Origin of the sequence: Tsukamurella conjunctivitidis (assembly GCF_007858475.1) — a bacterium.
GTDB classification, from domain to species: domain Bacteria; phylum Actinomycetota; class Actinomycetes; order Mycobacteriales; family Mycobacteriaceae; genus Tsukamurella; species Tsukamurella conjunctivitidis.
This window is the reverse complement of sequence record NZ_VIGX01000003.1, coordinates 1-23,492: the sequence shown is the minus strand read 5'-3', so window position 1 is coordinate 23,492 and position 23,492 is coordinate 1. Positions and strand designations below refer to the sequence as shown.

The window sequence follows — 23,492 nt, the reverse complement described above, 5'->3', positions numbered from 1 at the left end:
TGCGGACTGAGCCGAGCGGAGCCGGTCGACGACCTACGGAGGACAACCGGCGCGCGCACGCCTTCGTCACCGCCCAGGGGGACGGATCGCGGCGTGGACGAGGGGCTGCACGTCTTCGTCGCACCCGCCCCTCAACGAGTGCGGTGTGAGCCTCGATCCGCTAGGACAGCTGGGAGGCGGCGGCACCGTCGAGGTACCAGACGGTCTCCTCCGAACCGTGCGCGCCGGCGCAGGGCCAGTCCTCCGGTGCTGCGCCGCCGACGCCGGCCGCGACCGCCTCCGCCTTGTCCGCACCCGAGACCAGGAACCAGACGCGGCGTGCCGCGCCGACCGCGGGCAGCGTGAGCGTCAGACGCCGCGGCGGCGGCTTGGGGGAGTCGCGCACCGAGACCACGGTGGCGTCCTCTTCGCGGACCGCATCGGTGTGCGGGAACAGCGAATTGATGTGGCCCTCGCCCCCCATGCCCAGCAGGTGCACGTCGAACCGCGGCACCGTGCCCGTACCCGCCGTCACCGCGTTGTCGCGGGAGGCGGCGTTGTCGGCGAGCCGCTTGGCGTAGACCCGGGCGGCCAACGCGCCGTCGCCGCTGAACTCGTCGGAGGCGGGGAATCGGTAGACGTTCGCATCGGGGATCGGCACGTGCGCGAGCAGGGCGTCCTCCGCCTGCAGCACGTTGCGGTCGGGATCGTCGCCCGCCACGAAACGCTCGTCGCCGAAGAAGACATCGACCCTCGACCAGTCGATCACCTTCTCGCGCAGGGCCGCCGACAGGGCGTTGCCGTTGGTCCCGCCGGTCAGCACGACCGAGGCGAAGCCCCGCTCCGCCTGCGCCTGCTCGATGACCGCGACCACGTCGTCCGCGGCCGCAGCGACCAGGGCAGCGGCATCGTCGAAGCGGCGGACGGTGGGCTCCGGTGCGGTCATCAGGGCATCTCCGATCGGTCCACGTCGGACACGCCGCCCAACGCCGTGAAGTAGATGTCGTCGTCGTCCAGGCGGCGCAGCTCCTCCGCCAGGCAGTCGGCCACGTCCCGTCGTCGGATCGCGACACGGCCGTCGGGCTGACCCGGCCGCACGAGGACGGCCGTCGAGTTCTGGTCGAACTCCAGGCGCAGCGGCCCGCTCGCGCGGTCGAGCTGCACCTCGAAACTGCCCGCGCGCCGCCGCACCGGCACGTCGAGCTGTGCCCGCAGCCAGCCCGCGAGCAGGTCGATGCCGGGGCTGTTCGACGGCCCCGTCACCACCGCCGAGGTGATCGCCTCGAACGGGGGCTGGTCGAGCGCGGACGCCAGAAGTGCGCGCCACGGGGTGATCCGCGACCAGGCGAGGTCCGAATCGCCGGGCGCGAAGCCGTCGCGGCGGAGCGCCAGCACCGCCACCGAGTCGTCGGAGGCGGTCGCGTCGGTGATCCGGCGGGACGCCAACGCGCCCACCTTGTCGACGGACGGCACCGCGGGCGCGGCGCCGGGCCACCAGGCCACGACGGGGGTGTCCGGGAGCAGGAAAGGCACGATCACCGAGGCGCCGTGGTCCGCGAGCTCGCCGAACAGGCGCAGCACGACGACCTCGGACGCGCCCGCGTCGCCGCCCACGCGGATCTGCGCGTCGAGGCGGGTCCGCTCGGCGCGCGGCCCGCGGGCCACCACGATGACGCGGCAGGGGTGCTCGCGCGACGCGGCGTTGGTCGCCTCGATCGCGCTCTCGGTGGGCTCGCCCTCTTCGGCGGAGATGATGAGCGTGAGGACCCGGCCCAGGGTGACGGCGCCGCCCGACTCGCGTAGGCGCACGAGCCGCTTCGAGACCTCCTGCGTGGAGGTGTCCGGCAGATCGAGAATCATGGTCGGCGCCACGTCCTTCCGGTCCGGGCCAGCATCTCGTCCGCCGTCGTCGGGCCCCAGGACCCGGACTCGTACTGCTCGGGCCTACCGCCCTCGGCCCACAGCGCGAGCACCGGGTCGAGGATCTTCCAGGAGAGCTCGACCTCGGCGTTCACGGGGAACAGCGAGGGCTCGCCGAGCAGGACGTCGAGGATCAGCCGCTCGTAGGCCTCGGGCGAGCTCACCGTGAAGGCCTCGCCGTAGCTGAAGTCCATGTTGACGTCGCGGACCTCCATCGAGCTGCCCGGCACCTTGGAACCGAACCGGAGGGTCACGCCCTCGTCGGGCTGGACGCGGATGACGAGCGCGTTCTGGCCGAGCTCCTCCGTCATGGTGTCGTCGAAGGGCAGGTGCGGGGCGCGCTTGAACATCAGAGCGATCTCCGTGACCCGCCGGCCCAGCCGCTTGCCCGTGCGCAGGTAGAAGGGCACGCCGGCCCATCGGCGCGAGGCGATCTCGACGGTGATCGCGGCGTAGGTCTCCGTCGTGGAGGTCTCGCTGAAGCCCTCCTCCTGCAGCAGGCCCACGACCTTCTCGCTGCCCTGCCAGCCCGGCCCGTACTGGCCGCGAGCGGAGGTCTCGGCGAGCGGCTCGACGGGGGAGGTCGCCGAGAGCACCTTGATCTTCTCGGCCTGCAGCTCCGCCGGATGGAAGCTCGTCGGCTCCTCCATCGCGATGAGCGCCATGAGCTGGAGCAGGTGGTTCTGGATCACGTCGCGGGCGGCGCCGATGCCATCGTAATAGCCGGCGCGGCCGCCGAGGCCGATGTCCTCGGCCATGGTGATCTGCACGCTGTCCACGTAGTGGCTGTTCCACGTCGGCTCGAAGAGCTGATTTGCGAAGCGCAGGGCGAGGATGTTCTGCACCGTCTCCTTGCCGAGGTAGTGGTCGATCCGGAAAACCGACTGCTCGGGGAAGACGTCGTTGACCACGGCGTTGAGCTTCTGCGCCGACTCCAGGTCGTGCCCGAAGGGCTTCTCGATGACCACGCGCCGCCAGCCCTGCGACTGGTCGGCCAGCCCCGATCGTTTGAGCTGCTCGCACACGGTCGGGAAGGCGTCCGGCGGGATCGACAGGTAGAACGCCGTGTTGCCGCCGGTGCCGCGCACCCGATCGAGATCCTCCAAGGCGGCGGAGAGCCGATCGAAGGAGTCGTCGTCGTCGAACGCGCCCTGGACGAACCGGATGCCCTCCGCGAGACGCTCCCAGACGTCCTCGCGGAACTCGGTGCGCGAGTGCGCCTTCGCGGCCTCCCGCACCGTGGCCGCGAAGTCCTCGTCGGTCCACGGGCGACGGCCGAAGCCGACCAGCGAGAAGCCCGGCGGGAGCAGGCCGCGGTTGGCCAGGTCGTACACGGCGGGCATCAGTTTGCGCCGCGAGAGGTCACCGGTGACACCGAAGATCACCAGGGACGAGGGCCCCGCGATCCGCGGCAGGCGCCGGTCCTTCGGATCCCGGAGGGGATTGCCGGGCATCACCGGGCCCCGCCCAGCTCGTGGCGGTCCGTGGTTCCGGCGGTGCGCATCGTCCAGATCACCGGGAGCTAGGCCTTGGCCTCGAGTTGCTCGGCAGTCGCGTCGAGCAGCTTCTGCCAGGCCTGCTCGAACTTCTCCACGCCCTCGGTCTCCAGGAGCTCGAAGACCTCGGCGAGGTCGACGCCCGCGCCCTGCAGATCGCCGAAGACCTGCGCCGAGTCCTCGGCGCGGCCGAGGATGGTGCCGTCGGTGACCTCGCCGTGGTCGGCGAAGGCGGACATCGTGGCGCCCGGCATGGTGTTGACGGTGTTCGGCGCGATCAGTCCGGCCACGTACAGCGTGTCCGGGTAGTCCGGGTTCTTCACGCCCGTCGACGCCCACAGCGGCCGTTGGACGTTGGCGCCCTCGATCGCGGCGAACCGGGCGGCGCCGAAGATCTCCTCGTACGCCGCGTACGCCAGACGCGCATTGGCGAGGCCCGCCTTGCCGCGCAGCGCGAGCGCCGCGTCGGTACCGATCGCCTCGAGCCGCTTGTCGATCTCGGTGTCCACGCGGGAGACGAAGAACGAGGCCACCGAGTAGATGTCGGCGACGTTCCTGCCCGCCGCGGCCGCCGCCTCGATGCCGTCGAGGTAGGCGTCCATGACCTGCCGGTGCCGCTCGACCGAGAAGATCAGCGTCACGTTCACCGAGATGCCCTCGGCGATGACGCGGGTGATCGCGGGGAGCCCGGCCAGTGTCGCGGGGATCTTGATGAGCACGTTCGGCCGGTCGACGATGCGGTGCAGCTCGATCGCCTGGGCGACGGTGGCGTCCGTGTCGTGCGCGAGTCGGGGATCGACCTCGATCGAGACGCGCCCGTCCAGGCCGCCGGTCTTCTCGAAGACGGGGGCGAGCACGTCGCACGCGGCGCGCACGTCGTCGGTGGTGACGGTGCGGATCGTCTCGTCCACGTCGGCGCCGCGGGCCTTGAGCTCGGCGACCTGCGCGTCGTAATCGGTGCCCTTGGACAGCGCGGACTGGAAGATCGCCGGGTTCGTGGTGACGCCGGTGACGGAGTCGGTCTCGGTGAGCGCCTTGAGGTCGCCGGACTCGATCAGGCTGCGCGAGAGGTCGTCGAGCCAGACGGAGACGCCGGCTTCGTACAGTGCTGCGAGATTCGGGTTCTGAGCCATGGTGTGGTTATCCCTTCAGGTTGGCGAGGGACTGTTCGGCCTTCTGGGCCACGTTCTCGCCGGTGAATCCGTACTTGGCGAACAGGACCTTGTCGGAGGCGGACTCGCCGAAGTGCTCGAGCGAGACGACCTCGCCGAAGCCGCCGACGATGCGCCACCACGACTGGGCGATGCCGGCCTCGACGGCGACGCGCGCCTTCACCGAGGGCGGCAGCACGCTGTCCTGGTACGCCTGATCCTGCGTGTGGAACCACTCGACCGAGGGCATGGAGACGACGCGCGCCTTGATGCCCTTGGCGGCGAGGAGTTCGGCGGCCTGCACCGCGAGCTGGACCTCCGAGCCGGTGCCGATGAGGATCACGTCGGGTGAGCCGCCGTCGGCCTCCTGGAGTACGTAGCCGCCGCGCGCGACGCCCTCCGCGGAGGTGCCCGCGAGGATCGGCACGCCCTGACGGGTGAGGACCAGGCCGGTGGGGCCGTTGCCGCCCGTGCGCTCGAGGGTCGCCTTCCAGGCCGCGACGGTCTCGTTGGCGTCCGCCGGTCGCACGACGTTGAGGCCGGGGATCGCGCGCAGTGCCGCGAGGTGCTCCACGGGCTGGTGGGTGGGGCCGTCCTCGCCGAGGCCGATCGAATCGTGCGTCCACACGTAGATCGGGTCGATGTCCATGAGGGCCGCGAGGCGGACGGCGGGGCGCATGTAGTCCGCGAACTGCAGGAACGTGCCCGCGTAGGGGCGGGTCTTCCCGTGCAGCACGATGCCGTTGAGGATCGAGCCCATCGCGTGCTCGCGGATGCCGAAGTGCAGCGTCCGGCCGTACGGCTGCGCGTTCCAGTCGTCCGTCGAGATCGACGTCGGGCCGAAGGAGTCCGCGCCCTTGATCGTGGTGTTGTTCGAGCCGGCGAGATCGGCGGAGCCGCCCCACAGCTCGGGCAGGGTCTGCCCGGCGGCCGCGAGGAAGGCGCCCGACGCGGCGCGAGTCGCGATCGCCTTGTCGTCGACGCTCCAGGTGGGCAGCTCGGCGTCCCAGCCCTCGGGCAGGGCGCCCGCCTCGAGGCGGTCCAGCAGCGCCTTGCGCTCCGGGTTGGCGGCGGCCCACGCGTCGAAGCGCACGTTCCACGCCTCGTGCTCGGTCTGTCCGCGCTTGATCAGTTCGCGGGAGTGGGCGATCACCTCGGGGGCCACGTCGAAGTTCTTCGCGGGGTCGAAGCCGAGGATCTCCTTGACGGCGGCCACCTCGTCGGCGCCCAGCGCGGAGCCGTGCACGCCGCCCGTGTTCATCTTGTTCGGGGCGGGGAAGCCGATGACGGTGCGCAGGATGATGATCGACGGCTTGTCGGTCACCGCCTTGGCGGCCGCGACTGCCTCTTCGATGGCGGTGACGTTCTCGCCGCCCTCGACGTACTGCACGTGCCAGCCGTAGGCCTCGTAGCGCTTCGCCACGTCCTCGGACAGCGCGATGTCGGTGTTGTGCTCGATCGAGATCTTGTTGTCGTCGTAGAACAGGATCAGGTTGCCCAGCTGCTGCGTGCCGGCCAGCGAGGACGCCTCGGAGGTGACGCCCTCCTCGATGTCGCCGTCGGAGGCGATGACGTAGACGAAGTGATCGAACGGGCTGGTGCCCTGCGGGGCCTCGGGATCGAACAGGCCGCGCTCGTAGCGCGAGGCCATCGCCATGCCCACGGCCGAGGCGAGGCCCTGGCCCAGCGGTCCGGTGGTGATCTCGACGCCCCGGGTATGGCCGTACTCCGGGTGGCCCGGGGTCAGCGAGCCCTCGGTGCGCAGGGCCTCGATGTCACTGAGCTCGAGACCGAAGCCGCCCAGGTACAGCTGCAGGTAGAGGGTGAGGCTGGAGTGGCCGCAGGACAGCACGAACCGGTCGCGGCCGATCCAGTGCGTGTCCGAGGGGTCGTGGACCATCACCTTCTGGAACAGCGTGTAGGCCAGGGGAGCGAGGCTCATGGCGGTGCCGGGGTGGCCGTTGCCGACCTTCTGCACCGCGTCGGCCGCCAGCACTCGGGCGGTGTCCACCGCGCGCGTGTCGAGATCGGTCCAGTCTGCGGGATGGTGCGGCGTGGTGAGGGCGTGGATCTCGGCGGTGCTGGTCACGGCTGGCGGACTCTCCTGGTCGTGGGGGCGTGCGTGCTCAAGTGTGAACCCTACTCGGCGCCGATGCACGGTCTGCGGAAACTACCGGGTAGGTCTCCGAGGCGGTCGGCATCACTCTTCGCAGTGACGAACCCGATTCGGCGCCGCGGGGACGGAGGACTACCATGGCTCGTAGTAGATGGGGTCGGCGCCGGTCGCGGGCCCGCGGCGGGGCGCGAGTCCCGGCGCCCGCGGTCGGTCAGCCCCGGCCGCGGAGGAAATGAGTCCGGCTGCGCCCGGACCCGTGAAGAAGAGAGTGCGGCACAGATGGTTTTCAAGGGCGGGCACGGGACGAACACCCCAGACGCTCGCTCGGCGGCCGCGCCGGTGCCCGGCACCTTCGCCGGCCGCGTCCTGCAGACCGTGCTCGCGTACATCGCCCTCACCAAGCCCAAGGTGATCGAGCTGCTGCTCGTCGCGACCATCCCCGTGATGCTGCTCGCGGACCGCGGCCACGTGAACCTGCCGCTCATCCTGTCGACGCTGTTCGGCGGCTGGCTGGGCGCCGCGTCGGCGAACACGCTGAACATGGTCGCGGACGCCGACATCGACCAGAAGATGAAGCGCACCGAGCGGCGCCCGCTCGCCCGGCACGCCGTGCCGGTCCGGCACGCCCTGATCTTCGGGCTCGTGCTCGCAGCGGCGTCCTTCGCGTGGCTCTCGGTGATGGCGAACCTGCTGGCCGCGGTGCTGGTGCTGGTCACGATCGCGTTCTACCTGTTCGTGTACACGATGCTGCTCAAGCGGCGTACCTCGCAGAACGTCGTGTGGGGCGGCGCGGCCGGTTGCATGCCCACCCTGGTGGGCTGGGCGGCCGCCACCGGCACCATCGAGTGGCCGGCGATCGTGTTGTTCCTGGTGATCTTCTTCTGGACGCCACCGCACACCTGGGCGCTCGCCATGCGCTACCGCGAGGACTACAAGGCCGCCGGTGTGCCGATGCTGCCCGTCGTGGCGCCGGAGACCGTCGTCGCGCGGCAGATGGTCTGGTACACGTGGGCCACCGTGATCACCACGCTCGTGTTGATCCCCGCCGCGGGCCTGGTGTACGCCATCGCGGCCGCACTGTGCGGTGGCTGGTTCCTGTACGCGGTGCACAAGCTGTACGCGCAGACCAAGGCCGGTCAGGAGATCAAGCCGCTCAAGGTCTTCCTGCAGTCGAACAACTACCTCGCGCTGCTGTTCTGCGCGCTCTCCGTCGACTCGATCCTCAACTACAGCACGGTCTGGCAGTTGCTCGGGCATTAGTCTGATCGGCATGGACGCGCGCCTCTGGAGTCTGATCTTCGCGGAACGCGCCGCACTCGCCGACGATCTGGCCGATCTCACCGAGGAGCAGTGGCGTACGCCGTCGCTCTGTGCGGGACTCACGGTGCGCGAGGTGCTCGCACACCTGACCGCGGGCGCCTCCGACAACCCCGTCGTCTGGTTCGCGGGCGTGCTCCGCAACCGGTTCGACTTCGATGCCAATGTCGCCCAGCGGCTGGCCAAGCGCCTCGGGGGCGACTCCGCCGACACCTTGCGGCGCTTCCGCGCGATCGAGACCAGTAGGACGAAGGCGCCGATCCCCGTCGTGGCGATGCTCGGCGAAGCCGTCGTCCACGCCGAGGACATCCGCCGACCGTCGGGCCTGCAGCGGGAGTACCCGATGGAAGCGCTGACGCGGCTCGCGCAGCTCTACTCCGGGTCCGACCTCATGGTGCCCTCCGCATCGCGCGCTCGCGGGGTGCGGCTGCGCGCGACCGACGGTGACTTCACCGCGGGCTCCGGGCCCGAGGTGGCGGGGACCACGCTGGCGCTGGTCATGGCGCTGACCGGGCGGGATGCGTATCTGCCGGAACTGTCCGGCGACGGCCTCGCGGAGTTCGCCGCGCGCTGACCGTCCGGCCGTCAGGCGATGTGCAGCGCGGCGTTCACGGTCGCGCGGACGCGCCGATGGACCTCGTCGGGCGAGGTGGCGTCGAACTTCCCGTCGAGGTGCAGGAAGGCCAGCCCGTGGACCAGCGCCCACACGGCCGTGGCGGTGTCCTCGGATTCGGACGCGGGCAGGGTGCTGCGGACCAGTGCGGTGAGATACGCCTTGATCGCCTCGACCGCCTCGACGCGATCCGGTTCGGTGCCGCAGGGCTCGGCGAACATGGCCCGGAACATTCCGGTCCGCTGCAGTGCGAAGTCGACGTAGGCGATCGCGATGTCGGCGAGGTCCTCGGGGCCCGACGGTGCCGGGCTCGCCTTCGTCAGTGCGGTGGCGAGTTCGCGGTACCCGACGGCGGCGACGGCGGAGATCAGCGCGCCCCGGTCCGGGAAATGCCGGTAGGGCGCGGCGGTGGAGACGCCCGCCCGCCGGGCCACGGCGCGCAGCGACAGATCGTTCGCGCCGCCCTCCTCGTCGAGGATCTCGACGGCCGCGCTGACCAGGGCGCCGGGCAGGTCGCCGTGGTGGTAGGTCGTGGTCATGGGTTCACTCTACAACATCGTGTTGACACCGCTTACATATCTGCTAGTGTGAGCGCCGTTCACATCATGTGAGCGCTGCTCACATCGCGTCTTCGGAAGGCCACGCCATGCCCGACCTGTTCTCGCCGCTCACGCTCCGCTCCGGGGCGGTACTGCCCAACCGCGTCGCCAAGGCGGCGATGGAGGAGGGGATCGCCGGCGCCGAGCAGGCACCGGACGTTCGCACCGTCGAGCTGTACCGGCGTTGGGGCGCGGGCGGAACGGGCCTGCTCATCACCGGCAACGTGATGGTGCACGCCGAGGCACTCACCGGCCCCGGCGCGATCGTCTTCGACGCGCGCTCGCCGCTGCAGCCCTTCCGGGCGTGGGCCGACGCCGCCAAGGAGAACGGCGCGAGCATCTGGATGCAGATCAGCCACCCGGGCCGGCAGATCCAGAAGGACATGCCCGGTGTCGTGTGGGCGCCGTCCGCCAAGCCCGTCGACCTGGGCAGTGCCCTGTCGAACCGGTTCGCGACCCCCGTCGCCATGACCGTCCCGCAGATCCGCGCCACCATCGCCCGCTTCGCGACCACCGCCCGCCGCGCCGAGGAAGCCGGATTCGACGGTGTCGAGGTGCACGCCGCCCACGGCTACCTGCTCTCCCAGTTCCTCTCGCCGCTGGTCAACACCCGCACCGACGAGTGGGGCGGCAGCCTCGAGAACCGCGCGCGCCTGCTCCTCGAGATCGTCCGCGCGATCCGCGCCGAGGTCGCGCCCGATTTCGCAGTGGCGGTCAAGCTCAACTCCGCCGACTTCCAGCGCGGTGGCTTCGACGCCACCGACGCCCAGGCCGTGATCGCGATGCTGGCCCCGCTCGGTGTCGACCTCGTGGAGGTCTCCGGCGGCAGCTACGAGAGCCCGGCGATGACCGGCCGCGCCACGGGTCAGGCCGACACGGGCGCCACGCGGCCCGCGGCCGATGGCCGCCCGGGCGACGCCCGCAGCGTGGCCCGCGAGGCCTACTTCCTCGAGCTCGCCGCCGACCTCGCCGTTTCCAGCGAGATCCCGCTCATGCTGACGGGCGGCATCACCCGGCGCGAGACCGCCGAGGCGGTGCTCGCGGAGAACGTCGCCGTCGTGGGCATCGGCACCGCGCTCTCCGTCACCCCCGACCTGCCGGCCCGCTGGCGGGCGGGGAACGGCACCGTCGCGGCATTGCGGCCCGTGACCTGGAAGAACAAGCCCCTCGCGTCGATGACCTCCATGGCGCAGGTGCGCTACCAGTTGCGGCGCATGGCCGTGGGGAAGGAGCCGCGCCCCGGCGTGCTTCCCGCGCTCGCACTGGTGCGCGACCTGGTCGTCGTGCGCCGCGCCCTGGGCCGCTACCGCCGCTGGCTCGCGGACCGCCCGGCCGACGGGGCCGCACTCACGGCGGCCGGCGTCGCGTCAGGGGAGTAGCGCCACCGAACCCGCGGTGCGGCGAGCCTGCAGGTCCGTGTGGGCGCGCCCGGCCTCGGCCAGCGGGTAGGTCGCGCCGACGGTGAATCGCAGCGAGCCGTCCCGCAGGCCGTCGAGCACCGCGGTGCTGCGCCGCGCGAAGTCCTCGGGCGTCGCGACGTGGTGCGCCAGCGTGGGACGCTGAACGAACAGCGAGCCGAGCGGGTTGAGTCGCTGCAGGTCGAAGGGCGGCACCGGGCCCGACGCTGCGCCGAAGAGCACGACGATGCCCTTGTGCCGGGTCGCGAGCAGCGAGGCCTCGAAGGTGTCCTTACCGACGCCGTCGTACACGGCGGCCACGCCGCCCCCGTCGGTCAGCTCCCGCACGCGGGCGGCGACGTCCTCGTCGTAGCGCAGGACCTGCCAGGCGCCCGCCTCCCGGGAGAGCCGCTCCTTTTCGTCCGTCGAGACCGTCGTGACGACGCGCGCCCCCAACGCCGTCGCCATCTGCGTGATCAGCAGGCCCGTGCCGCCGGCGCCGGCGTGGACGAGCACGGTGTCGCCCGGGCGCACAGGGTGCGAGTCGTGGGTCAGGTAGTGGGCGGTCATGCCCTGCAGCAGGACGGACGCCGCGACCTCGGGCGCGACACCGTCGGGCACGACGACGGTGCGGTCCGCCGGGACCGCGACGAGCTCGGCGTACGAGCCCGGGCCGTCGCACCAGGCGACCACGTCGCCCACCGTTCGGTTGGGCACGCCCTCGCCGAGAGCGACGACGGTGCCGGAGCCCTCGCTGCCCGGGATGTACGGCAGCGCAGTGGGATACATGCCCTCGCGGAGGTACGTGTCGATGAAGTTCACGCCGATGGCGCCGGTGCGGACCAGCACCTGGCCGGGGCCCGGCACCGGATCCGGCGCCTCGCCGTAGACGAGGACGTCGGGGCCGCCGTGTTCTATCACCGTGATCGCGCGCATGACTCATCTCTACCCCACGCGGTGTGGCAGGGTCGACGTCGGCTGCAGAATCCGGCCGTCAGTCCCCACGACCGAGGAGTCCCTCCGTGCGTTCTCTCGTGTACTACGTCGCCGTCTCGCTGGACGGTCGGATCGCCGGCCCCGAGGGCCAGTACGACTTCTACCCCGTCGACGAGGAGTACTCGCGGCAGATGAACGAGGAGTGGGGCGACGGCCTGCCCACCGGCCTGCACGAGGCTCTCGGCATCACACCGCTGCTCACCAAGTGGGACACCGTCGTCATGGGCACCGCCACCTACCGGATCGGCGCGGACATGGGGGTGAAGGATCCCTACTCGCACCTGCGCACGGTCGTCTACTCGCGGTCGCTGGACCCCGCGGACTTCCCGGAGGTCGAGGTGGTCGCCCAGGATCCCGTCGAGCACGTGCGGGCCCTCAAGCAGGAGGAGGGCGGCGACATCTGGCTGTGCGGCGGGGGAGCGCTCGCCGCGACGCTCGCGCCCGAGGTCGACAAGCTGGCGCTGAAGATCTACCCGGTGACCGCGGGCGACGGTGTGCCGCTGTTCGCGGGCGGCTTCGCGCCGCAGCAGTGGAAGCTGGTCTCGCACCGCGCGTTCGACATCGGCGTGATCCTGGCGCAGTACGAGCGCGCCTGAGCCGGCCCGCTAGCGCGACGACGCCCGGTAGCCCGCCATCCGCTCGTGGTGGCCGGGCTCCGTGGTGGCCTTGCTGACCAGGTCGCGGTCCCACTCGGAGGTGTCCAGTCCGGCCTTCTCGGCCGCGTCCTTCGCCTGCGCCGGGTTCGCGACGATCTGATCGCCCATCACTCCGTCGCCGCCGACGAGGGTGATGCGCACGCCCTCCTCGCCCATGTTCTGCAGCACGGCGGTCGCACCGTCGTGCTTGGCGGCGAAGCCCTTCAGGCGGGAGACGACGTTGCCGGGTGCCTGATCAGTCATGCCGCCAGCTTATCCGGCGTGACGTCCGAGCCGCGCAGCACCCGCGCCGACATCAGCCGGTAGAGGATCGCGGTCTCGGCGATCACCGACATCGCGCCCGCGACGTGCAGCACCACCAGCAACGCCGGGACTCCGGTGAAGTACTGGACCACGCCGATGAGCGACTGCGCCGCGACCACGACGAACAGGATCTTGAGGCGGCGGCGCACGGCCTCGCTCGACGGCCCCCGCATGATGAGCACGGCCGCCCCGACGAGGATCGCGACGTACACCGCCACCAGCAGGCCGTGAGTGAGCGAGAGGAAGGGGATCGACACGTCGAGGCGGTCGATGGCCTTCGGGTTGGTGCGGTCGCCCGCGTGCGGCCCCGCGGCGGTCACGACGACGCCGGCGGCGAGCACGAGGGACATGACCACCGCGGAGGCGGCGACGAGCCGCCGCGCGCCGGCGGGCGCCGCTTCGATCTCGACGCCGTCGTCGGGCTCACCGACCTTCGCGTACAGCGTGGCGGCGATCCACACCATGGCGCAGGAGACCAGCATGTGCGCGCCGACGACCCACCAGCGCAGGCCGGTGAGCACGGTGACGCCGCCGAGGATGCCCTGGGCGAAGGTCGAGAAGGGCAGGATCCAGGCGTAGACCAGGATCTCGCGGCGACGACGGGCCCGCGTCACGGCCAGCACGATGGCGATCGACGTGGTGACCACGATCCACACCGCGATCTGCCGGTTGCCGAACTCGATGGCCTGATGCCACCACGGGACCTCGTCCTGCGGGATCGGCAGCAGCGAATCGTCGAAGCACTTGGGCCAGGTGGGACACCCGAGCCCGGATCCGGTCACGCGCACCACCGAACCGGTGACGGCGATCAGCGCCTGGGAGAGCAGCGCGGCCAGCGCGAATCGCTGCTGCGCCTTCACGCTGGGGAGCGGCAGGCGGTCGACGAGGCGCAGGAAGAGCTGGTACACGCCGATCATCGTACGTGGGCCGCTCGGAGCTACTACGACCTGTAGTGGCTAACCGGTGAAGCGGAACAGCCGCACGGCCGCGGCGGACCCGATGACGCCCCACGCGGCGAGCACCGTCAGGCCGAGCCAGTCGACGCCGCCCGTGGTCGACGCGAGGGTCAGCGCCTCGGTCAGCGAGCCCGACGGGGACAGTCGCGCGAGCACCAGCACCGCGTCCGGCACGTGCTCGCGGACCACGACGAGGGAGGCGATCGCGCCCATCACGAACCACAGCAGGTTCGCGAGCGCGAGCACGATCTCGGCCTTGAGCGTCCCGCCGAGCAGCAGCCCGAGCGAGGCGAAGGCGAAGACGCCGAGCGCGAGGATCGGCACCCACAGCAGCAGCCCGACGGGTTCCGGTCGCCAGCCCAGCGCGAGCCCGATGCCGCCGAGGATCACGGCCTGCAGGATCACCACGATCACCACGGCCAGCGTCTTGCCGCCGATGACGCCCCAGCGGGGCAGCGGTGTCGCGCCGAGCCGCTTGAGCGCGCCGTACCGCCGGTCGAAGCCGACGGCGATCGCCTGGCCGGTGAACGCCGTCGACATCACCGCCACCGCCATGACCGCGGGGACGAGCGCCTCGATGCGCGTCGCGTCGCCGCCGATCGGCAGCACGGCGAAGCCGATGAGCAGGGCGATCGGGATGAACATGGTGAGCAGCAACTGCTCGCCGTTGCGCAGCAGGAGCGTGAGCTCCATCCGGGTCTGCGCCGCCAGCATCGCCGAGGGGCGGGCCGCCTCGGGGTTCGGCAGGAAGGTGCCGGGGGCGAATCGGGGCTCGGATCGGGTCACGTCATCCCCTCAGGTCGCGGCCGGTCAGGTCCAGGAAGACGTCCTGCAGGGTCCGCGTGCCCACTCGCAGGTCCGTCAGCAGTACGCCCTGCGCGGCGAGGTGCGTGGTCGCGTCGGCGATGACCGTCGGCGTCACCGCGCCGCCGCGGATCACGTAGACCGTGCCGTGCGCGTCCGTCGCGTCCACGGTCGCCGTGAAGCCGGTCCCCAGTCGCGCGGCGAGCGCCGCGGTGTCCAGTCCCGACGGTGCCGTCAGCCGCAGCTCGTGCTCGGCGCCGTGGCGCGTGAGCTCCTCCGGCGTGCCCGCCGCCACCGCGCGGCCGCGGTCGACGATGACCACCCGGTCGGCGAGCGCCTCGGCCTCGTCGAGCAGGTGCGTGGTCAGCAGGACCGTGACGCCGTCGCGGCGCAGCGCGGCGATGAGGTCCCAGACCAGCAGGCGCGCCTGGGCGTCGAGGCCCGCGGTCGGCTCGTCGAGGAAGACGAGTTCCGGGCGTCCGACCAGCGCGCACGCCAGCGAGAGGCGCTGCTGCTGGCCGCCCGAGAGGCGGCGGTAGCCGACGTTCACGACGTCGGTGAGGCCGAGCGTGGAGAGCAGCCAGTCGGGGTCGAGGGGGTTCGCGGCGTAGGCCGCCACGAGCCGCAGCATCTCGCCGGTCTTCGCGCCCGGGTAGGCGCCGCCGCCCTGGAGCATGACGCCGATACGCGGCTTGAGCCGCGCCGCGTCGGCGACCGGGTCGAGTCCCAGCACCTCGATGGTCCCGGAGTCGGGGGAGTCGAAGCCCTCGCACAGCTCGACGGTGGTCGTTTTGCCGGCGCCGTTGGGGCCGAGCAGGGCGAGAACGCTGCCGCGCTCCACGGTGAGATCGAGCCCGTCGACGGCGACGACGTCGCCGAATCGCTTGGTGACGGAGGTCGCGGACAGTGCGGGCACGGGAAGTCAGACTACTCGGCCGCTGCGACGGCGCCGTTCGCGGTGGCGGGGGAGTTCGAAGGCCAGGTAGACGGCCAGCGCGACGATGACCACCGTCGACATCCCCGCCTTGGCGATCACGTAGGGCTCGATCTCGCCGCCGTTGGGCATGAGCATCACGGAGATCACGCTCGAGACGATCACGGCTGCCAGGCGGAATCCGGGGGCGGTGGCCCACGCCGCGAGCGGGACGATGGCCCAGAGCAGGTACCAGGGCTGGACGACCGGGAAGAGCAGAACCAGGGCCGCCATCGAGATGCCGAGCGAGCCCACGGGGTGGATCCGGCCGGAGAGGGTCGCGATGAGCATGCGCAGCACGATCACGGCGGCGAGTGCGGCGGCGATCGGACGGGTGATCGCGAGGATCGCGGTCGTGTGGTCGCCGAGTCCGAGCAGCACGCCCACCTGGCCCGTGCCCAGGCCCAGCACCGTCGGGATGGACAGCCACGAGCGGACCTTGTTGGCCGTGCCCAGGGTGCCGGCGTCGAGCCAGCCGTAGCCGAGCCCCGTCGTCTGGCAGACGGCGACCACGACGACCACGAGGACGACCACGAGGAATCCGGCGGACGTCGCGAGCGCGAGCATGGTACGGCCGGCGTTCGGTCTCCATTCGGAGAGCGCGGTCCGCCAGTCCTTCAGGCGCCCGCCGATGTTGGGGAAGCCGCCGCCCAGCCGCCGCGCGAGGGCCATGCCGATGAAGCCCAGGGCCAGCACGGACGTGATCTTGATCAGTCCCGACAGTGCGATCATCGCGGCGCCCGCGGTGAGGAGTCCGCCGGCCCGAGTCGGGGCGAGGCCGTGCAGGAACGGGAGGCCGGAGTCGATCGCGCGGAGCGCCCACTCCATCCCGACGAGCATCATGCCGAGCATCAGGGCCTCGTTGTGGATGCCCGCGATGAGATGGAAGATCACCAGCGGGTTCGCGGCGCCGAGCCACAGCGCGGCCACCTCGTTGACGCCGCAGCGGCGGGCGAGGCGGGGGAGTGCCCACACGATCATCGCCACGCCGACGAGGGCGAGGACCCGGTGCAGGACCACCCCGGCGACGACGTTCTCGCCGGTCAGCCAGGTGATGCCGCGGCCCAGGTAGAGGAACAGCGGCCCGTACGGGGCAGGGGTGTCGCGCCAGATGTTGGGCACCGACCGGGTGAAGACGTGGTCGATGCCGAGCGCCGCGGCGGGCCCGATCCTGTACGGGTCCAGGCCGCGGGCGGTGATCTCCGACTGCGCCAGGTACGAGTAGACGTCCTTGCTGAACATCGGCGGCGCGAACAGGAAGGGCAGCACCCACAGTGCGAGGATCCGGTCGAAGCCGCGGCGGGTGAGCCGGCGCGGCGGCGCGGGCTCGGCGTGCGCGTTCGGGTTGAGGTAGCCGATGGTGTACCGGCGCAGCAGCACCCACGCGATCATCAGCATCGCGGTGCCGACCATGGTCACCGTGAGCGCCGTGGACTGCATCCGGAACATCAGGCCGATCAGCCGGCGTCCGGCGATGGGGTTCTGCACCACAGGGAACGAGCCCACGCCCAGCGCACCGAAGGCGATGAGCACGGCGCCGACGCCGCCGAAGGTCGCGATCCTCCGGACGGTCCGCTTCTCCTGCGGATTCAGGTCCGGGTACTGCTGCTCGTCGGTGTGCAGGCGGTTCACGGTGCCGCCCGGGCCCTCGGCCGCGATACTCGACGGGGCCCCGCCGGGCCTGGTCAGGCCCAGGTAATCCGCGAACGTGCGCACGGGAGCGGGGACGGAGGGGGTAGCGCGCACGTCCGCAAGAGTAGACGGTGGCCGGTGCGTTCCGACGCAGGACGGCGCTGAGCTTAGCCTGACCTTGCTGGAAGTGCCGGGCGAATTAAGAAACAATCGTGTTGTGAAAAACGAGCAGCACGAGGCGCAGCGTGACGGGGACACCCGCGACGCCGTGGTCGGGCTGCTCATGAACCGGGGCCAGGCCACCGCGGCCGATATCGGCGAGGCCCTGGGGATCACGACCACCGCCGTGCGCCGTCACCTCGACAATCTGCTCGAGGCGGGCGACGTGACGGTGGCGCCACCGTCGGGCCTGGGCGGCCGGGGGCGGGGACGTCCCGCGAAGGAGTTCCTGCTCACGCCCTCCGGGCGGCGGCGCCTCGGCCAGGGCTACGACGCCCTGGCGGTCGACGCCCTCCGCGCTCTGCGCGAGGTCGGCGGCGAGGAGGCGGTGCGCACCTTCGCGCGCCGCCGGGCCGAGCAGGCCATCGGCACCATCAGCCCCACCGAGTCCGCGGACCCGGCGGACGGTGCCCGTAGGATCGCGGCGTCGCTTTCGGACGCCGGATTCTCCGCCGATGCCCGAGAAGTGGGCAACGGCGTCCAGATCTGCCAGCACCACTGCCCGGTGTCGGAGGTCGCAGCCGAGTTCCCCGAACTGTGCGAGGCCGAAATTTCGGCGATCGAGCAGGCGTTGGGAACTCATGTACAGCGTTTGGCCACCATCGCCAATGGTGACCGCGCATGCACCACCCACGTGCCCCTCGAGCGCGTGGTCCGCGAGCAACCCGCTAAGGAGCTTCGATGACAACGGTCGAGAACGGCCCGCTGTCCCAGGAGGAGACCATTGCGTCCCTGGGAACCTACGGCTACGGCTGGCACGATTCCGACGCCGCCGGCGCCTCGGCGCAGCGCGGCCTCTCCGAGGCCGTGGTCGCCGACATCTCCGCGAAGAAGAACGAGTCGGAGTGGATGCTGCAGCAGCGCCTCAAGGCCCTGAGCATCTTCGAGAAGAAGCCGATGCCCACGTGGGGCAGTGACCTCGACGGCATCGACTTCGACAACATCAAGTACTTCGTGCGCTCCTCGGAGAAGCAGGCCGAGTCCTGGGAGGACCTGCCCGAGGACATCAAGAACACCTACGACAAGCTCGGCATCCCCGAGGCGGAGAAGCAGCGCCTCGTCGCCGGCGTCGCCGCGCAGTACGAGTCCGAGGTCGTCTACCACTCGATCCGTGAGGACCTGGAGGAGAAGGGTGTCATCTTCATGGACACCGACACCGGTCTGCGTGAGCACCCGGAGCTCTTCGAGGAGTACTTCGGCTCGGTGATCCCCGCGGGCGACAATAAGTTCTCCGCGCTGAACACCGCGGTGTGGTCGGGCGGCTCGTTCATCTACGTGCCCAAGGGCGTCCACGTGGACATCCCGCTGCAGGCCTACTTCCGGATCAACACCGAGAACATGGGCCAGTTCGAGCGCACGCTGATCATCGTCGACGAGGACGCCTACGTGCACTACGTCGAGGGCTGCACCGCGCCGATCTACAAGTCGGACTCGCTGCATTCCGCTGTCGTCGAGATCGTCGTCAAGAAGGGCGGCCGCTGCCGCTACACGACCATCCAGAACTGGTCGAACAACGTCTACAACCTGGTCACCAAGCGCGCTAAGGCCGAGGCCGGCGCCACCATGGAGTGGATCGACGGCAATATCGGCTCCAAGGTCACCATGAAGTACCCGGCCGTGTGGATGATGGGCGAGCACGCCAAGGGTGAGGTGCTCTCCGTGGCGTTCGCCGGCGAGGGCCAGCACCAGGACACGGGCTCGAAGATGGTGCACTTCGCGCCGAACACGTCGAGCAACATCGTCAGCAAGTCGGTGGCCCGCGGCGGCGGCCGGGCCAGCTACCGCGGCCTGATCCAGATCAACAAGGGCGCGCACGGCAGCCGCTCCACCGTGAAGTGCGACGCGCTGCTGGTCGACACGATCTCCCGCTCGGACACGTACCCGTACGTCGACATCCGCGAGGACGACGTGACGATGGGCCACGAGGCCACCGTCTCGAAGGTCTCCGACGACCAGCTCTTCTACCTGATGAGCCGCGGCCTCACCGAGGACGAGGCCATGGCGATGGTGGTGCGCGGCTTCGTCGAGCCCATCGCCAAGGAGCTGCCGATGGAGTACGCGCTCGAGCTGAACCGCCTGATCGAGCTGCAGATGGAAGGGTCCGTGGGCTGATGACGAACACTCTCAACGAGGCCGTCGAGGCCCACCCCGTCGCGAACAAGGGTGAGCTGTTCACCTCGTTCGACGCCGCGGCCTTCGAGGTCCCTAGTCACCGCGACGAGGCGTGGCGGTTCACCCCGCTGCGCCGCCTGCGGGGCCTGCACGACGGGTCGGCCCAGGCCGACGGTGCCGTGACCGCGACCGTCGACGCGGCGCCCGAGGGCGTGGCCTTCGAGACCGTCGCCAAGGGCGACGAGCGTCTCGGTCAGGGCGGCACGCCGTTCGACCGCGTCGCGGCGCAGGCCTTCACGTCCATGACGGAGGCGTTCGTGCTCACCGTCGCCAAGGAGGCCGAGGTAGCGGAGCCCGTCTTCGTCCGCATCGCCGGCCCCGGCGAGGGGAAGACCGCGTTCACGCACATCCAGGTGCGGCTCGAGCGGCACGCCCGCGCCGTCGTCGTGCTCGACCACACCGGCTCGGGCACGGTCGCCGAGAACGTCGAAGTCATCCTGGGCGATGGTGCGTCGCTGCAGATCATTGACGCGCAGGACTTCGCCGACGACGCCGTCTGGGTCACCCAGCACCACGTGCGGGTCGGGCGCGACGCGCACGTCCGGCACTTCGCGGTGCAGCTGGGCGGCGAGCTGGTCCGCATGACCCCGCGCGTGCAGTTCGACGCGCCCGGAGGCAACGCCGAGCTCTTCGGCCTGTACTTCGCCGACGCCGGACAGCACCTCGAGCAGCGCCTGTTGGTCGACCACTCCGTGCCCAACTGCAAGTCCAACGTGATCTACAAGGGCGCCCTGCAGGGCGATCCGTCCTCGAAGCTCCCCGACGCGCACACCGTGTGGGTCGGCGACGTGCTGATCCGCGCCGAGGCCGAGGGCACCGACACCTTCGAGCTCAACCGCAACCTGGTCCTGACCGACGGTGCCCGCGCCGACTCGGTGCCGAACCTGGAGATCGAGACCGGCGAGATCGAGGGCGCGGGTCACGCCAGCGCCACCGGGCGGTTCGACGACGAGCAGCTGTTCTACCTGCGCTCGCGCGGCATCCCCGAGGACGAGGCCCGCCGCTTGGTCGTGCGTGGCTTCTTCCAGGAGCTGATCGACCGGATCTCCGTCCCCGAGCTGCGTGAGCGGCTCTCCGCAGCCATCGAGAACGAACTCGCCACCGCCGGCGTCTAAGACTGATAGGGAATCATTTTGTCCACTCTGGAAATCCGTGACCTGCACGTCAACGTCGTGCAGGCGGACGAGAACGCCGAGCCGATCCAGATCCTCAAGGGCGTCGACCTGACGATCAAGTCGGGCGAGACCCACGCGATCATGGGCCCCAACGGTTCCGGCAAGTCCACGCTGAGCTACGCCATCGCCGGCCACCCCAAGTACGAGGTGACCCAGGGCTCGATCACCCTCGACGGCGAGGACGTTCTCGCGATGACCGTCGATGAGCGCGCTCGCGCCGGCCTGTTCCTGGCCATGCAGTACCCCGTCGAGGTGCCCGGCGTCTCGATGTCGAACTTCCTCCGCTCGGCCGCCACCGCGGTCCGCGGCGAGGCGCCCAAGCTGCGGCACTGGGTCAAGGAGGTCAAGGAGGCGATGGGCGAGCTGTCCATCGACGCGCAGTTCGGCGAGCGCTCGGTCAACGAGGGCTTCTCGGGCGGCGAGAAGAAGCGCCACGAGATCCTCCAGCTGGGTCTGCTCAAGCCGAAGTTCGCCATCCTCGACGAGACCGACTCCGGCCTCGATGTCGACGCCCTGCGCGTCGTCTCCGAGGGCGTGAACCGCTACGCCGAGCGCGAGAACGGCGGAGTCCTGCTCATCACGCACTACACCCGCATCCTGCGCTACATCCACCCCGAGTTCGTCCACGTCTTCGTGAACGGCCGCATCGTGGAGTCGGGCGGCTCCGAGCTGGCGGACGAGCTGGAGGAGAACGGCTACGTGAAGTTCACCGAGGCCGTCGGAGCATGACCGCCTCGGTGAAGTCCGCCCTGGACATCGACGCGATCCGCGCCGACTTCCCGATCCTGTCCCGCACGGTCCGTGACGAGAAGCCGCTGGTCTACCTGGACTCCGGCGCGACCTCGCAGCGCCCGCGCCCGGTGCTCGACGCCGAGTGGGAGTTCCTCACCACGCACAACGCCGCCGTGCACCGCGGCGCGCACCAGTTGGCGGAGGAGGCGACCGACGCCTACGAGGACGCGCGCGCGGCGATCGCCGAGTTCGTGCGGGTCTCGCCCGACGAGCTGGTGTTCACCAAGAACGCGACCGAGTCGCTGAACCTCGTGGCATACACCCTCGGCGACGACCGCTCGGCCGGAGTCCTCGGAGGGCACCGTCTGCGCGAGGGCGACACCGTCGTCGTCACCGAGCTCGAGCATCACGCGAACCTCGTGCCCTGGCAGGAGCTCTGCCGGCGCACCGGCGCAACGCTCAAGTGGTACGGCGTCACCGACGAGGGCCGCATCGACCTCGACTCGCTCGAGCTCGACGACTCGGTGAAGATCGTCGCCTTCACGCACGCCTCCAACGTGACCGGTGCGATCGCGCCGGTGCCGGAGCTGGTCGCGCGCGCCCGTGCGGTCGGCGCCCTGGTCGTGCTCGACGCGTGCCAGTCCGTGCCGCACAGCCCGGTCGACCTCGCGGACCTCGATGTGGACTTCGCCGCCTTCTCGGGCCACAAGATGTACGGCCCGTCCGGCGTCGGTGTGCTCTACGGCAAGCGCGAGCTGCTCGCGCAGCTCCCGCCGTTCATCACCGGCGGCTCGATGATCGAGACGGTCACCATGGAGGGCTCGACCTACGCCGCGCCGCCGCAGCGCTTCGAAGCGGGCGTCCCGATGACCTCCCAGGTCGTCGGACTCGGCGCCGCCGTGAAGTACCTGGGCGGCCTCGGCATGGCCGACGTCGCGGCGCACGAGCACGCGCTCGTCGGTGCGGCGCTGGACCGGCTCGACGCCATCGACGGCCTGCGCATCGTGGGCCCGACCGAGAACCGGGATCGGGGGAGTGCCGTGTCCTTCGTTGTCGACGGGATCCATGCCCACGACCTCGGACAGGTGCTCGACGATGAGGGCGTCGCCATCCGCGTCGGCCACCACTGCGCGTGGCCGCTGCACCGCCGGTTCGGCGTCGCGGCGACGGCGCGCGCGTCGTTCGGCGTCTACAACACGCCCGCCGAGGTGGACGTCCTCGCGGACGCGATCGTCAAGGCCCAGAAGTTCTTCGGGGTGATCTGATGCGCATGGAGCAGATGTACCAGGACGTGATCCTGGATCACTACAAGCACCCGCACAACCGCGGCCTGCGTGAGCCCTTCGGGGCCGAGGTGCACCATGTCAATCCCACGTGCGGCGACGAGGTCACACTGCGCGTCCGCCTTTCCGACGATCGCGAGACCGTCGTCGACGTCTCGTACGACGGTCAGGGCTGCTCCATCTCGCAGGCCTCGACCTCGGTCCTCACCGACCAGGTGATCGGCGAGCCCGTCGGCGAGGCACTGAAGATGCTGCAGGCCTACACCGAGATGCTGCAGTCGCGGGGGCAGGTCGAGGGCGACGAGGACCTCATCGGCGACGGCATCGCGTTCGTCGGCGTCTCCAAATACCCCGCGCGCGTGAAGTGCGCGCTGCTCGGCTGGATGGCGTTCAAGGACGCCCTGTCCCAGATCATCGACTCGGAGGAGAAGACGGCATGAGCGAGAACGCTGCTGAGACCGACCGGAGCGCCGCGGCCGGCGCGGCGGACAACCCGCTGAACCTGCCCACCCTCTTCGACGTCGAAGAGGCCATGCGCGACGTCGTCGACCCCGAGCTGGGCATCAACGTGGTCGATCTCGGGTTGGTCTACGACCTCAAGGTCGAGGACGACGCCTCGGTCCTCATCGACATGACCCTCACCTCGGCGGCCTGCCCGCTGCAGGACGTCATCGAGGATCAGACCCGCGCCGCGCTGGTCTCGTCGGGCCTGGCGACCGACGCCAAGATCAATTGGGTCTGGCTGCCGCCGTGGGGCCCGGACAAGATCACCGACGACGGTCGCGAGCAGCTGCGCGCCCTGGGCTTCACCGTCTAGCTCCTCAGAGGATCCGTAGTAGCCGCAATAAGTGCAGTCCAGTGGCTATTTTTCAGGTGGGGACTGGTGCACGGTTAGGTGACATCTGATCTGGCTTGCCCCGGGAGGGCGGCCTGGAAGGATGACTACTGTGCCTAAGCCTTATCCGAAAGAGTTCCGTGATGATGTGGTCCGGGTTGCCCGGGA

General features: G+C 70.5%; 23 protein-coding genes. 11 read left to right on the top strand and 12 right to left on the bottom strand.

The window, feature by feature from the left end; genetic code table 11:
• Positions 1-160: 160 nt before the first annotated feature.
• From pgl to tkt, 5 genes are all read right to left on the bottom strand, one after another.
• On the bottom strand, positions 161-925 hold the full coding sequence (gene pgl, locus FK530_RS07165; RefSeq protein ID WP_146486354.1) for a 6-phosphogluconolactonase: 765 nt from the start codon (positions 923-925) through the stop codon (positions 161-163).
• Entirely contained in the window at positions 925-1,839 is a 915-nt protein-coding gene (locus FK530_RS07160) for a glucose-6-phosphate dehydrogenase assembly protein OpcA (protein WP_146486353.1), read from the bottom strand. Before FK530_RS07160 ends, pgl begins: the two co-directional genes overlap by 1 nt.
• Positions 1,836-3,353 (bottom strand): glucose-6-phosphate dehydrogenase, encoded by a 1,518-nt coding sequence (gene zwf / locus FK530_RS07155; RefSeq protein ID WP_146486352.1) that lies wholly within the window; start codon positions 3,351-3,353, stop codon positions 1,836-1,838. Before zwf ends, FK530_RS07160 begins: the two co-directional genes overlap by 4 nt.
• A gap of 68 nt (positions 3,354-3,421) precedes the next feature.
• Positions 3,422-4,528: a transaldolase gene (tal, locus tag FK530_RS07150; RefSeq protein ID WP_146486351.1), complete on the bottom strand. Its 1,107-nt coding sequence runs from the start codon at positions 4,526-4,528 to the stop codon at positions 3,422-3,424.
• A 7-nt stretch (positions 4,529-4,535) separates the two neighbouring features.
• The gene (gene tkt, locus FK530_RS07145) at positions 4,536-6,635 is read right to left on the bottom strand and encodes a transketolase (protein ID WP_146486350.1); all 2,100 of its coding nucleotides are present in this window, start codon (positions 6,633-6,635) and stop codon (positions 4,536-4,538) included.
• A gap of 306 nt (positions 6,636-6,941) precedes the next feature.
• On the opposite strand from tkt, the gene FK530_RS07140 reads away from it, so the two are divergent.
• Positions 6,942-7,922 (top strand): heme o synthase, encoded by a 981-nt coding sequence (locus FK530_RS07140; RefSeq protein ID WP_146486349.1) that lies wholly within the window; start codon positions 6,942-6,944, stop codon positions 7,920-7,922.
• A 10-nt stretch (positions 7,923-7,932) separates the two neighbouring features.
• On the top strand, positions 7,933-8,553 hold the full coding sequence (locus tag FK530_RS07135; RefSeq protein WP_146486348.1) for a maleylpyruvate isomerase family mycothiol-dependent enzyme: 621 nt from the start codon (positions 7,933-7,935) through the stop codon (positions 8,551-8,553).
• Positions 8,554-8,564: 11 nt separating this feature from the next.
• Here FK530_RS07135 and FK530_RS07130 read toward each other — a convergent pair whose 3' ends face one another.
• Entirely contained in the window at positions 8,565-9,131 is a 567-nt protein-coding gene (locus tag FK530_RS07130; protein ID WP_146486347.1) for a TetR/AcrR family transcriptional regulator, read from the bottom strand.
• A gap of 107 nt (positions 9,132-9,238) precedes the next feature.
• On the opposite strand from FK530_RS07130, the gene FK530_RS07125 reads away from it, so the two are divergent.
• On the top strand, positions 9,239-10,570 hold the full coding sequence (locus FK530_RS07125; RefSeq protein WP_146486346.1) for an NADH:flavin oxidoreductase/NADH oxidase family protein: 1,332 nt from the start codon (positions 9,239-9,241) through the stop codon (positions 10,568-10,570).
• On the opposite strand, the gene FK530_RS07120 is transcribed toward FK530_RS07125, so the two are convergent.
• Positions 10,559-11,524, bottom strand: coding sequence for a quinone oxidoreductase family protein (locus tag FK530_RS07120; protein ID WP_146486345.1), 966 nt, complete (start codon positions 11,522-11,524; stop codon positions 10,559-10,561). The genes FK530_RS07125 and FK530_RS07120 overlap by 12 nt on opposite strands.
• Positions 11,525-11,610: 86 nt before the next feature.
• Between FK530_RS07120 and FK530_RS07115 the strand changes: the two genes are divergently transcribed.
• On the top strand, positions 11,611-12,180 hold the full coding sequence (locus FK530_RS07115) for a dihydrofolate reductase family protein (RefSeq protein WP_146486344.1): 570 nt from the start codon (positions 11,611-11,613) through the stop codon (positions 12,178-12,180).
• A gap of 9 nt (positions 12,181-12,189) precedes the next feature.
• Here the strand turns inward: FK530_RS07115 and FK530_RS07110 are convergent, their stop codons facing one another.
• The 5 genes from FK530_RS07110 to mptB are packed head-to-tail and all read right to left on the bottom strand — an operon-like array spanning position 12,190 to position 17,022.
• Positions 12,190-12,483, bottom strand: coding sequence for a hypothetical protein (locus tag FK530_RS07110; protein WP_146486343.1), 294 nt, complete (start codon positions 12,481-12,483; stop codon positions 12,190-12,192).
• Positions 12,480-13,460, bottom strand: a complete 981-nt coding sequence (locus tag FK530_RS07105) for a COX15/CtaA family protein (protein WP_146486342.1) — start codon at positions 13,458-13,460, stop codon at positions 12,480-12,482. The genes FK530_RS07110 and FK530_RS07105 overlap by 4 nt, the downstream gene beginning before the upstream one ends.
• Positions 13,461-13,499: 39 nt before the next feature.
• Positions 13,500-14,285: an ABC transporter permease gene (locus tag FK530_RS07100; RefSeq protein WP_231706532.1), complete on the bottom strand. Its 786-nt coding sequence runs from the start codon at positions 14,283-14,285 to the stop codon at positions 13,500-13,502.
• A 1-nt stretch (position 14,286) separates the two neighbouring features.
• Positions 14,287-15,219, bottom strand: a complete 933-nt coding sequence (locus tag FK530_RS07095; RefSeq protein ID WP_146486341.1) for an ABC transporter ATP-binding protein — start codon at positions 15,217-15,219, stop codon at positions 14,287-14,289.
• Between the two features lie 6 nt (positions 15,220-15,225).
• The gene (mptB, locus tag FK530_RS07090; protein WP_146486340.1) at positions 15,226-17,022 is read right to left on the bottom strand and encodes a polyprenol phosphomannose-dependent alpha 1,6 mannosyltransferase MptB; all 1,797 of its coding nucleotides are present in this window, start codon (positions 17,020-17,022) and stop codon (positions 15,226-15,228) included.
• 103 nt (positions 17,023-17,125) lie between these two features.
• Between mptB and FK530_RS07085 the strand changes: the two genes are divergently transcribed.
• The 7 genes from FK530_RS07085 to FK530_RS07055 are packed head-to-tail and all read left to right on the top strand — an operon-like array spanning position 17,126 to position 23,306.
• Positions 17,126-17,812 carry a helix-turn-helix transcriptional regulator gene (locus FK530_RS07085; RefSeq protein ID WP_146486339.1) on the top strand — a complete coding sequence of 229 codons (687 nt, stop codon included), beginning with the start codon at positions 17,126-17,128 and terminating at the stop codon, positions 17,810-17,812.
• Positions 17,809-19,239, top strand: a complete 1,431-nt coding sequence (gene sufB, locus FK530_RS07080; RefSeq protein WP_146486338.1) for a Fe-S cluster assembly protein SufB — start codon at positions 17,809-17,811, stop codon at positions 19,237-19,239. Before FK530_RS07085 ends, sufB begins: the two co-directional genes overlap by 4 nt.
• Positions 19,239-20,414, top strand: a complete 1,176-nt coding sequence (gene sufD / locus FK530_RS07075) for a Fe-S cluster assembly protein SufD (RefSeq protein ID WP_146486337.1) — start codon at positions 19,239-19,241, stop codon at positions 20,412-20,414. Before sufB ends, sufD begins: the two co-directional genes overlap by 1 nt.
• 18 nt (positions 20,415-20,432) lie before the next feature.
• Positions 20,433-21,203, top strand: coding sequence for a Fe-S cluster assembly ATPase SufC (sufC, locus tag FK530_RS07070; RefSeq protein WP_146486336.1), 771 nt, complete (start codon positions 20,433-20,435; stop codon positions 21,201-21,203).
• A complete protein-coding gene (locus FK530_RS07065; RefSeq protein ID WP_146486335.1) occupies positions 21,200-22,471 on the top strand; it encodes a cysteine desulfurase in 1,272 nt (423 codons plus the stop codon). The genes sufC and FK530_RS07065 overlap by 4 nt, the downstream gene beginning before the upstream one ends.
• A complete protein-coding gene (gene sufU, locus FK530_RS07060; RefSeq protein ID WP_146486334.1) occupies positions 22,471-22,929 on the top strand; it encodes a Fe-S cluster assembly sulfur transfer protein SufU in 459 nt (152 codons plus the stop codon). The genes FK530_RS07065 and sufU overlap by 1 nt, the downstream gene beginning before the upstream one ends.
• Positions 22,926-23,306, top strand: coding sequence for a metal-sulfur cluster assembly factor (locus FK530_RS07055; RefSeq protein WP_146486333.1), 381 nt, complete (start codon positions 22,926-22,928; stop codon positions 23,304-23,306). Before sufU ends, FK530_RS07055 begins: the two co-directional genes overlap by 4 nt.
• The last annotated feature ends 186 nt before the right edge of the window (positions 23,307-23,492 follow it).